Source organism: Mesorhizobium sp. B2-4-15 (genome assembly GCF_006658505.1).
Classification (GTDB): domain Bacteria; phylum Pseudomonadota; class Alphaproteobacteria; order Rhizobiales; family Rhizobiaceae; genus Mesorhizobium.
Genome location: NZ_VFUZ01000002.1, coordinates 386859 through 397092 on the forward strand (window position 1 = coordinate 386859; position 10234 = coordinate 397092).

Consider the following 10234-nt stretch of genomic DNA (forward strand, 5'->3'; position numbering starts at 1 on the left):
CGCAATGTCGTGAGTGGACGAAAAGTCTGGCTTGTAAAGTTCAATTGTCACCAAATGCAGCAAGGGCCCGCCGGTATATTTCTACCATTGGTTCGTCGAAGCAGCAGAAAATAATGATTTCGGGAACCGCGCTCCGTTCGATGAAATCACTGGCCACATCGACGGCGATTCCGGCCGCAGCCTCTTTCGGATAGCGGTAGACACCAGTCGAGATTGCTGGAAATGCCACTGAGCGGCAGTCATTGGCGACGGCTACTTCGAGCGAACGCCGGTAGCAGGAGGCCAGCAGTTCGGCTTCACCCTTGCCGCCGCCTTGCCAGACTGGCCCGACCGTGTGGATGACATGCCGAGCCGGCAGTTTATAACCCTTGGTGATCTTGGCGTCGCCAACGTCGCAGCCGTTCAGCATCCGGCACTCGAATTCAAGCTCGCGGCCCGCCGCGCGGTGAATGGCGCCATCGACCCCACCGCCACCGAGAAGCGAGGTATTGGCGGCATTGACGATGGCGTCGACATCCAGCTTCGTGATGTCGCCGGTGCGGATGCGGATCCTGTCCAGCGCCTTCCTCATCTCACATCCTGAACACGCCGAAGCGCGTGTCCTCGATTTCGGCGTTGAGTGCCGCGGAAAGGCTCAGTGCCAGCACTTCGCGCGTCTTCGCCGGGTCGATGATGCCGTCGTCCCAGAGGCGGGCGGACGAGTAGAGCGGATGGCCCTCATGCTCGTATTTCATCAGGATCGGCTTCTTGAACTTCGTCTCTTCCTCCGCGCTCCATGCACCCCCCTTGCGCTCGATGCCTTCGCGCCTGACCATGGCGAGCACGGTTGCCGCCTGTTCGCCCCCCATCACCGAGATGCGGGCGTTCGGCCACATCCACAGGAAACGCGGCGAGTAGGCGCGGCCGCACATGCCGTAATTGCCGGCGCCGAACGAACCGCCGATGATGACGGTCACCTTTGGCACGCTGGCGGTGGCAACCGCCATCACCAGCTTGGCGCCGTCCTTGGCGATTCCGCCAGCCTCGTATTTCCTGCCGACCATGAAGCCGGTGATGTTTTGCAGGAAGACCAGCGGAATCCTGCGCTGGCAGCACAGCTCGATGAAATGCGCGCCCTTCAGCGCGCTTTCGGAAAACAGCACGCCGTTGTTGGCGAGGATCCCGACCGGCATGCCATGGAGATGGGCGAAGCCGGTGATCAGTGTCGTGCCGTAATTCTGCTTGAACTCGTCGAATTCGGAGCCGTCGACAAGACGGGCAATGACCTCGCGCACATCATAGGGCTGGCGCAGATCGGTCGGCACCACGCCATAGAGCTCGTCCGTCGGATGAAGTGGCGGAATTGGTTTGTGTAAGTTCAGGCTCACGGCCTTGTTCCGATTCAGGTTCTTGATGATGCGACGGCAGATGGCGAGGGCATGTTCGTCGTCCATCGCGTAATGGTCGGCGACGCCGGAAAGCCGTGTGTGCACGTCGGCGCCGCCCAGATCCTCGGCGCTGACGTCCTCGCCGGTCGCCGCCTTCACCAGCGGCGGGCCGCCGAGGAAGATGGTTGCCTGGTTGCGCACCATGATCGTCTCGTCCGACATCGCCGGAACATAGGCGCCGCCAGCCGTGCAGGAACCCATGACGCAAGCGATCTGCGGGATGCCGGCCGCCGACATATTGGCCTGGTTGTAGAAGATACGGCCGAAATGCTCGCGGTCGGGGAACACCTCGTCCTGGTTGGGCAGGTTGGCGCCGCCGCTGTCGACCAGATAGATGCAGGGCAAATTGTTCTGCAGCGCGATCTCCTGCGCGCGCAGATGCTTTTTCACCGTCAGCGGATAATAGGTGCCGCCCTTCACCGTGGCATCGTTGACGACGACCATTACCTCCGTGCCTTCGACGCGGCCGATGCCGGCGATCATGCCGGCCGAGGAAATGTCCTCGCCATACATCGACCACGCGGCGAACTGCCCGATCTCGAGGAAGGGCGATCCGGTATCGAGCAGTTGAGCAAGACGTTCCCGAGGCAACAGCTTGCCGCGGGAAATGTGCCGTTCGCGCGCCTCGTCCGAGCCACCGCGTTCGACGGCGGTGGCTTTTTCGGCGATGTCGGCGACCAGTTCGCGCATGCGTTCGGCGTTGGCGCGAAAGGTTTCGGAAGAGGGTGAAATCTGGGTTTGCAATGTAGCCACGTTGTCCTCACACCCCTTGATGCCGTTGCGGAACCAGTGTAACAGCCCGCGCCCGGATGCTGCGTGCCAAGCGTGGCAGCCTTTGTATGAATGACACCCTCAGGAGGCGACGATGAAAGGCATGCTTTTGCATTTCACCAGATGTCTCCCTTCGGCCATGGCCTGACGCCGCCGAAGGGCGGCTTTCCACGTCCCGAGTTTGAGCAAAAGGAACACCGCGCTTTGAGGCGCGGTGGGTGTCAAAATGTATTTGCGGTTCGTAACGCCGCTGATCCACCCGAAGAGCCGGGTGGAGACCGGCTTCTTCCACGCGTCCTGGTATCTGCACCGGAGCGGCTGCCCGGATTGGATTCATGACGAACTTCAGGGTCAGTTCGACTGGTTCAATCAACATTTGCCTATTCCAGGCCGGGTTGGCCGGCACTTCAAGCGCCGTAACTCGATCTGGGGCATCTGCTGGTTCCATCCGGACGCCCGGGAAGCGATCAGCCGGGCACGCTATTGCGCCTGGTTGATCGAGGAGGGCGGCTTGCCGGTGCGCTCGATCACGTCGGCGCGCCAGCGCGAGGTTCTGTGGCGCGACCCGTACCAGATCGTTGCCAAGCCAACCGATGAGCTGCCCAAGGCATTCGGCTGAAGTGGCGGAGGAGGACATCACACCCCCTCCGCCATGATCTCGCGGCCGATCAGCCAGCGGCGGATTTCGCTGGTGCCGGCGCCGATCTCGTAGAGCTTGGCGTCCCGCAGCAGGCGGCCCGTCGGATAGTCGTTGATATAGCCATTGCCGCCCAGCAGCTGGATGGCGTCGAGCGCCATCTGCGTTGCCCTCTCGGCGGCGAACAGCACGCAGCCAGCGGCGTCCTTGCGGGTTGTCTGGCCGCGGTCGCAGGCCGCGGCCACGGCATAGACATAGGCGCGCGCGGCGTTCATCACCGTGTACATGTCGGCAAGCTTGCCTTGCACCAGCTGGAACTCGCCGATCGGCTGGCCGAACTGCTTGCGCTCCTGCACATAGGGGATAGCCACGTCCAGGCACGCGGCCATCAGGCCGATCGGGCCGCCGGCGAGCACGGTGCGCTCATAATCGAGCCCCGACATCAGCACTTCGACGCCGCGCCCTTCCTCGTGCAGCACATTGTCGAAGGGAACCTCGACATTCTCGAACACGAGCTCTCCGGTGTTGGAGCCGCGCATGCCGAGCTTGTCGAGTTTTTGCGCCACGGAGAATCCGGCCATCGTCTTTTCGACGATAAAGGCGGTGATGCCGCGCGATTGCCGTTCCGGATCGGTCTTGGCGTAGACGACCAGCGTTTCAGCGTCCGGACCGTTGGTGATCCACATCTTGGTGCCGTTGAGCACATAGCGGTCGTTGCGCTTCTCGGCGCGCAGCTTGAGCGAGACGACGTCGGAGCCGGCGCCGGATTCCGACATCGCCAGCGCACCGACACGTTCGCCCGAGCACAGCGCCGGCAGGAATTTTTCCTTCTGCGCCGACGTCGCCCAACGGTTGATCTGGTTGACGCAGAGATTGGAGTGAGCGCCGTAGGACAGGCCGACCGATGCCGAGGCCCGCGAAATCTCCTCGACCGCGATCACATGCGCGAGATAGCCCATGCCGCTGCCGCCGAAGTCGGGGTCGGCGGTGATGCCGAGCAGGCCGAGTGAGCCGAGTTCGCGCCATAGATGCGCCGGGAATTCATTCGACCGGTCGATGTCGGCGGCAACAGGCGCGATCCTGTCCTGGGCAAAGCGCCGCACCATGTCGCGCAGCGCTTCGATGTCCTCGTCATGCCCGAAGCCGAGCGTGTTCGTATACATGCCGTTCCTCCGCACCGCCGATCCTGGCGCCGACCAGGCGCATTGTCATTGAAAGATATGTCGCCGTCACTTCAGTGATCGATAGCCGCTCGCCCGGGCGAAACCAGACGATGACGCCCGTCATCATCTGGATCAGCGCCATGGCCGTCAGGCCGGTGTCCTCGACATTGAAGGTGCCCGCCTCGGCGCCGTCGCGCAGGATGGCGCGCAGCTCCTTTTCGTAGGCTGTGCGCAGGCGCAGGATCTGCGTCAGCCTGTCGGGCGACAAGCTGCGCAACTCCATGTTCGACACATGCGTGGCGTGCCGGCGCTCGATGTGGAAAGCGATGTGATTGCGCACATAGGCAGCAAGCTGCCCGGTCGGATCGGCATGGTCTGGCCTGGCGTTTTCCCAAGCCTCGCGAAGCCCTTCCATATGCTCGCGCATCAGCGTGAACAGCAGGTCTTCCTTGGTCGGGAAATAGCGGTAGAGCGCGGCGGCCTGCACGCCGACCTCGGCGGCCAGCTGGCGCATCGACATCGCCTCATAGCCGTAGCGCGCGATCAGATTGACCGCCGCCTCGCGGACTGCCGCCTCGGTTCGTTCGCCGTCCGATCCTGTGGTGCGCGCCATAGTTGCCTCGCCAAGGGGGTAATAATAAAACGAACGTTCAATTAATTCAAGGCCCTGTAACCTAGGCCCTGCCTATGCGACGATCCTGAAATCTCCAGGCGCGGTCCAACTCTCGAGTTCCTCCACATCCACCCTTGAGACCGATGAGCCTGCCGGGCCTTGCCCAAGCCGTTCGATCATGGCTGAGATCGCCGCGTCAGCCCCGGAAAGTCGCGCCGTCACCGAGCCGTCTCTTTCGTTGCGTACCCAGCCCATCAACCCAAGTCCACTCGCTTCGCCTCGCGCCCAGATCCTGTAGCCGACACCTTGCACCTTGCCGTGGACGCGCGCCTGCACTGCTCTTGTCCGGTCATCCATGGCTCGCTCCCTTGCCTAGAGTCTGGCGCAGGATCGAACGAAGGCAACTGCTGAAGAGATCATGGCCATCAAATTAATGAGCCATGGAGCGCGGGCGGGCCGCCCGGTCGGCCATCAGGGAAGCCGCTGAGCTATCGTATGTGTCGGCACGCGCCAGGCATCTGCTCGGCGCAGCGATCGCTTCCGAGAGCTTGGAGATGCGCTAGTTTCCGCGCGCAGCCGCCAGCGCGCCGGGAAGTTCCTCGGCGAAAATGTCCAGTTCGTGGTCGAGACCGACACTGACACGGATGCAGCGGTCGAGCCTTGGCGCCATCGGCTTGCGGATGAAGACGTCGCGCGACAGCAGCCCCTGCAGCACTTTCAGCGCGAAGGCGCCGTCATGGCCGCAGTCGATGGTGACGAAATTGGTTGCCGAGGCAAGCGGCTTCAAGCCGTTCTGCTCGGCGATCGCCGCGATGCGTTGGCGCCCGGCAGCCACCCGCGCCACCACCGTCTCGAGATAGGCCTGGTCGGCAAGCGCTTCGACGCCGGCGATCTGCGCCATGCGGCTGACACCGTAGTGGTTGCGGATCTTCTCGAAGTCGCGGATGACCTCGGCTTCGGCCACGGCGTAGCCGCAGCGTATGCCGGCAAGCCCATAGGCCTTTGAAAACGTCCGCATGCGGATGACGTTCGGGCGCGAGACATCGATCGGCGGCAAGGCCGAGGCAGGCCCCAGTTCCCCATAGGCCTCGTCGAGCACCAGCATAGTGGTTTCCGGCAGCGCCTCGATGAAGCGGATGATCTCGTCGGCTTCCCACCAACTGCCCATCGGATTGTCGGGATTGGACAGATAGACCAGCGGCGCCTTTTCCCGGACGACCGCCGCGAGCAGGCCATCCAGGCTCTCGCGGTCGTTCTCGTAGGGAACGGTGACAAGCCGTCCGCCGACGCCGGCAACATGGAAGTTGAAGGTCGGATAGGCGCCAAGCGAGGTCACCACGGCGTCGCCGGGCGCCACATACATGCGCGCCACCAGGCTGAGCAATCCGTCAATGCCTTCACCGACAACGATGTTCTCGACCGCCACATCGTGATGCGCCGCAGCCGCCACCTTGAGATCGTAATTGTCGGGGTCACAATACATCCACTGGTCGCGCGCGACCCTCTCCATGCGAGCGATGACGCGCGGCGAAGGGCCAAAACTGCTCTCATTGGCGCCGATACGGGCGCGGAAAGCCCGCCCGCGCTCACGCTCCTGTGCTTCGGGGCCGACAAAGGGCACGGTCGACGGAAGTGCGGCGATGACCGGCGAGAGGGTAGGGCGCTGACGCATGGGACGGAAAGCTCGCGTAGAAAGGGGCCCTCTTGCTAGCGTGAGTGAAAGGTGGGTGCAAGTTGCATTAAGAAGCGGAAATGGACATTGTTGACGGGGTTACGCCGCCTGTCGATGCGCTCGGCGAATGCTGCCTAGGCGTGTCTCGATGAACGGAACCCAAGACGTGGCTGCCGCGCCTACCTGACGATACGTTTTCGCCATGGGCGATGCCTCGTCCGCGACACAAACTGCATGCTCCGACTGGATTCCTCCGGCCGCTTTTGCTAGCGAAATACAATGAGCAATCGATTGCCGCCCGCTTGGGCAAAGCACCTCAAAACCCAGTCTACATCGCGCAAGGTCGTATCGCCGAAAACTGCACCACCGCAAAGGCAGCCAATAGCCGGTTCGGCTCGCGGCCATTCCGACGATATGGCACTGAGGCAGGCGCTAGAACTACAGAAAGCTGAACGATTGGCTGAGGCAGAGGAACTCTGCCAGCACGTGTTGGCGCGCACGCCGAACCATCCGCTGGCTCTGTATATCCTGGGAACGCTCGGCCTCGGCCACGACGACGAGAAAGCTTTGCGATATTTCGCCAGGGCGGTCGGCGAAGAGCCTGGAAACCCTTACTACCACCTTAGCCTCGGCGAAATTTATTTGAAGCTCAGCGAATTTACGCCGGCGATCAAGCACATTCAGCAGGCCTTGGCATTGAAGCCGGATCTGGTGGAAGCGCTTTGTGCCTTGGGTAATGCTTACAATGCGTTTGACAAAGGAGAAATGGCGCTGCCGCTCTTCGAGAAGGCGCTCAAGATCAATCGAGATCATCCTCTCGCCCGGATGGGGCTGCCCCACGCGCTCGCAAGTCTCGGTCGTATGGACGAAGCCGCGGTTCATCTGAAAGAGGCAGTAGAAAGGCGCATTGCCGTGCCAAACGCGTACAACGCACTTGTACACACGCGCAAATTCACCGAAGAGCCGCCGGAACTCACGGCGATCCTGACGGAACTTCGAGACCCGGCCCATGGAGCGGAAGGAGCGGCAATGCTCCATCACGCGGCTGGAAAGCTGCTCAACGACCTCGGTCATTACAAGGAGGCGATGGACCACTTCAAGAAAGGAAATCAAGCCGGAGGCCAAAAATTCGATCTGGAAAACTACCGCCGGTGGGTGGATGCCGTGATCGAAACTTTCACTCCGGAAATGGTGGCCTCGATGGCGGCTCATGGCAGCCCGTCGGAGGTGCCTGTATTCATTGTCGGCATGCCTCGCTCGGGAACGACACTGACCGAACAGATCTGTGCCAGCCATCCCAATGTTCATGGCGCCGGCGAGCTCAGCAAGCTCAGACGAATGGCCAATGGGATCGGCCTCAAGGGCAGCTCCGAGACAGACCCCGGCAAATCGGTCGCGACGATTACTCCCGAACTGACCAAGATGCTGGCAGCAGAACATCTTGCCTATCTACGTCAGCGAGCGCCTGACGCGCTTCGAATCGTCGACAAGATGCCCCACAATTTCGAGCTGATCGGCCTGATCGGCATTCTTTTTAGCAATGCACGCATCATTCATTGTCGTCGCGATGCCATCGACAATTGTGTCTCCTGCTTTGTTCTGCAATTCAGCACAACGCACAGCTACAGCGCCGACCTTCAGACACTAGGTCTTTACTACCGCGAGTATGATCGTCTGATGCGGCATTGGACAAAGGTTCTTCCGGGTCGCATCTTTGAAAATCGCTATGAGACGTTGATTGAAAATCAAGAGGAGCAGTCGCGTCGTCTCATAGATTATCTTGGCTTGCCATGGGACAACGCCTGCCTGCGCTTCTTTGACAGGGATAGCTCGGTAAATACCTACAGCCTCTGGCAGGTTCGCCAGCCGATATACAAGTCCTCCGTCAAGCGATGGAAGAATTACGAAAGCGAGATTCAGCCGTTGATCGACGCTTTGGGAGATTTGGCTGAGGTTTAACAAACATTTGCGGTTGGGGCGCAACCGCCATGGCTTCATCATCCTAGACTAGGGTCCAGACCCAAACAAGGTTGATCTGATTCAACGGCTTAATCGAAAGTTGGGGGATCAAGGCGATGGATGCGAGCTTGTTTTGGTTCAACGATGAGCAGTGGGCTGCCGCTGGCAGGATTGCCGAAGGACTATGGTCCGCACAAGACGGTCTACAACCGCTTTGCGCGGTGGAGAGAGGGGCGTTTGGCAAAATATATTCAAAAGCGTTGCCTCGCCTGACGATCCGCCTGAATAGGCGGCCTTGGATTCCAGCAGTGTAAAGGTTCACCGTTGCGTTCACGGCGGAAAAAGGGCCGATTTTCAGGCGATCAACCTCACGAAAGGCGGCCAAACAGCAAGATTCACGCGATAGTCGACGAATCCTGCCGCCCTTGGGCGTTCATCCTCACGCCCGGCAACGCTGCTGATTGCGTGATGGCTTACAAGAACCGCGCTCGCGCGAAACTTCTTTTCGGGCCTTTGCTCCGTCGCTACCCTGCCGAGTCCGGACCCCAAGCGGAGCGCAGACCCTGGATCCTGTGACTTTGCCGAAGGGTCGAGCGGTCCAGAATCGGGTACCCTGCGTCGAGTTCCTTCACACCCCTCGCAGCAGCTGCGCCGCCGCTGCGGAGGGCGGGCAGGCCAGAGGGGCTGTCCCTCGGGCGCCGCGCAATATCCCGTGCCGCGGCTGCACTCGCGGGTCACGGCATGAACTCTCGGGTCTGCGCAGTCGCGTCGCTACCGCTCCGCGCTAGGGTGACGAAGCCCTGGACTGCTGCTCGCACGACTCGATCAGATAATCGCGTCACCTAATATGAAAAACCCGGCGGTTGCCCGCCGGGTTCGATTTCAGTCAGACGCTGCTGATTAGAACGAGCGCTGGAAGCGGAGCATGCCGCCGACGCTGTTCTTCTTGTCGGCGCCGGTCCAGTTGACGTTGGTGAAGCTGGCCGGATCGTCGAAGCGACCATAGTGGTCGTAGTCAACTTCGGCCGTGACCGTGAAGCCTTTAACGATGTCGTAGGCAACGTTCGCCGCAACGCCGTAGTTCTTGTCGTCGTCACCCGACACCTGGAGGTTGAACGAGGTCTTCTCGTTGAACTTGTACGTGCCGCCGGCCCACCAGGCCCAGTTGCCGCCCCACTGCTTGTAGAAGCCGCGGCCATGCGCCGAAATCACGTTGGCCGGGTCGTTGAGGTTGTTGTCCGAGCCGTAGCCGAACATGGCGAACAGCGAGATCGCGTCATTGACGTTCACGTCCACACGGACCTTGCCGGCGACTTCTTCGTAGTTGCTGTCGTAAGCCACGACGCCGCTGATCGAACCCCAGCCCTGCGTGTACTTCACGCCGCCGACGACATTAGGTACATAGCTGTCAATCGTAGCGTCAGGAACATCGATGCTATCCGATGATTGGTCGGAGCCCTGTTCCAACGACACCACGGCCGAGAACCCGTTGCCGGCATCGAAGTAGTACTGGATGACATTGGTTTCGAATCCACCATAGGGAACCAGCGTGTCGTTGATAACGTTGCCGGCATACCCAGTGAACGTATCGAAGGCCGATTCGTCAGCACCGACGCGGAGGCCGCCAAGTTGAATCCAGGCAAAGTTCAGCGAAGTGCCTGATGAGCCGTTGCTATATGTGAAGCGGGTCTCGGTGTAGGTCTTCAGGGTGCCAAGCTCGGTTTCCTGGCCAGTCCAGGTCCTCAGCGAGAGGCGGGCATATTTGGACCAGGTGTCGTTCTCGCCGCCATCTTCATGGTCAGTAGCCGTGCGCCCGTCAAACGAGCCTTGCTCGCCAGCGCTGGCCTGGTAACGGACGTAGCCGCCGATACGCAGGCAGGTTTCGGTGCCGGGGATGTAGAAGTAGCCAGCGCCATAGACATCGCAGATCTTGACGTATTCAGCGGGTTCCGGCTCGGCGACGACGACGGCGTCGGCGGCGCGCGCACCGGA

9 protein-coding genes are annotated in these 10234 nt (G+C 61.1%); 2 read left to right on the forward strand and 7 right to left on the reverse strand.

The annotated features are described in order from the left end of the window. Positions 1 to 40: 40 nt before the first annotated feature. A complete protein-coding gene (locus FJ930_RS04160; RefSeq protein ID WP_140749618.1) occupies positions 41 to 571 on the reverse strand; it encodes an O-acetyl-ADP-ribose deacetylase in 531 nt (176 codons plus the stop codon). Position 572: 1 nt separating this feature from the next. Further along, entirely contained in the window at positions 573 to 2180 is a 1608-nt protein-coding gene (locus tag FJ930_RS04165) for a carboxyl transferase domain-containing protein (protein WP_140749615.1), read from the reverse strand. 244 nt (positions 2181 to 2424) lie between these two features. On the opposite strand from FJ930_RS04165, the gene FJ930_RS04170 reads away from it, so the two are divergent. Further along, positions 2425 to 2817, forward strand: coding sequence for a hypothetical protein (locus FJ930_RS04170; protein WP_141835093.1), 393 nt, complete (start codon positions 2425 to 2427; stop codon positions 2815 to 2817). Positions 2818 to 2834: 17 nt separating this feature from the next. Here the strand turns inward: FJ930_RS04170 and FJ930_RS04175 are convergent, their stop codons facing one another. From FJ930_RS04175 to FJ930_RS04190, 4 genes are all read right to left on the reverse strand, one after another. Continuing rightward, complete coding sequence (locus FJ930_RS04175) at positions 2835 to 3998, reverse strand: isovaleryl-CoA dehydrogenase (protein WP_141835095.1); 1164 nt, start codon at positions 3996 to 3998, stop codon at positions 2835 to 2837. Further along, positions 3967 to 4611 (reverse strand): TetR/AcrR family transcriptional regulator, encoded by a 645-nt coding sequence (locus FJ930_RS04180; protein ID WP_140749606.1) that lies wholly within the window; start codon positions 4609 to 4611, stop codon positions 3967 to 3969. The genes FJ930_RS04175 and FJ930_RS04180 overlap by 32 nt, the downstream gene beginning before the upstream one ends. 72 nt (positions 4612 to 4683) lie before the next feature. Then, on the reverse strand, positions 4684 to 4968 hold the full coding sequence (locus tag FJ930_RS04185; protein ID WP_140749603.1) for an acylphosphatase: 285 nt from the start codon (positions 4966 to 4968) through the stop codon (positions 4684 to 4686). 202 nt (positions 4969 to 5170) lie between these two features. Beyond that, positions 5171 to 6283, reverse strand: a complete 1113-nt coding sequence (locus tag FJ930_RS04190; RefSeq protein WP_140749600.1) for a pyridoxal phosphate-dependent aminotransferase — start codon at positions 6281 to 6283, stop codon at positions 5171 to 5173. Positions 6284 to 6562: 279 nt separating this feature from the next. On the opposite strand from FJ930_RS04190, the gene FJ930_RS04195 reads away from it, so the two are divergent. Beyond that, a complete protein-coding gene (locus FJ930_RS04195; RefSeq protein ID WP_141835099.1) occupies positions 6563 to 8242 on the forward strand; it encodes a sulfotransferase in 1680 nt (559 codons plus the stop codon). 900 nt (positions 8243 to 9142) lie between these two features. On the opposite strand, the gene FJ930_RS04205 is transcribed toward FJ930_RS04195, so the two are convergent. Further along, the coding region (locus FJ930_RS04205; protein WP_141835102.1) for a porin at positions 9143 to 10234 on the reverse strand (1092 nt) is incomplete at its 5' end.

Coding starts and splice junctions, on each gene's coding strand:
- FJ930_RS04160 (WP_140749618.1), bottom strand. CDS start 571: ATGAGGAAGGCGCTGGACAGGATCCGCATCCGCACCGGCGACATCACG.
- FJ930_RS04170 (WP_141835093.1), top strand. CDS start 2,425: ATGTATTTGCGGTTCGTAACGCCGCTGATCCACCCGAAGAGCCGGGTG.
- FJ930_RS04175 (WP_141835095.1), bottom strand. CDS start 3,998: ATGTATACGAACACGCTCGGCTTCGGGCATGACGAGGACATCGAAGCG.
- FJ930_RS04180 (WP_140749606.1), bottom strand. CDS start 4,611: ATGGCGCGCACCACAGGATCGGACGGCGAACGAACCGAGGCGGCAGTC.
- FJ930_RS04185 (WP_140749603.1), bottom strand. CDS start 4,968: ATGGATGACCGGACAAGAGCAGTGCAGGCGCGCGTCCACGGCAAGGTG.
- FJ930_RS04190 (WP_140749600.1), bottom strand. CDS start 6,283: ATGCGTCAGCGCCCTACCCTCTCGCCGGTCATCGCCGCACTTCCGTCG.
- FJ930_RS04195 (WP_141835099.1), top strand. CDS start 6,563: ATGAGCAATCGATTGCCGCCCGCTTGGGCAAAGCACCTCAAAACCCAG.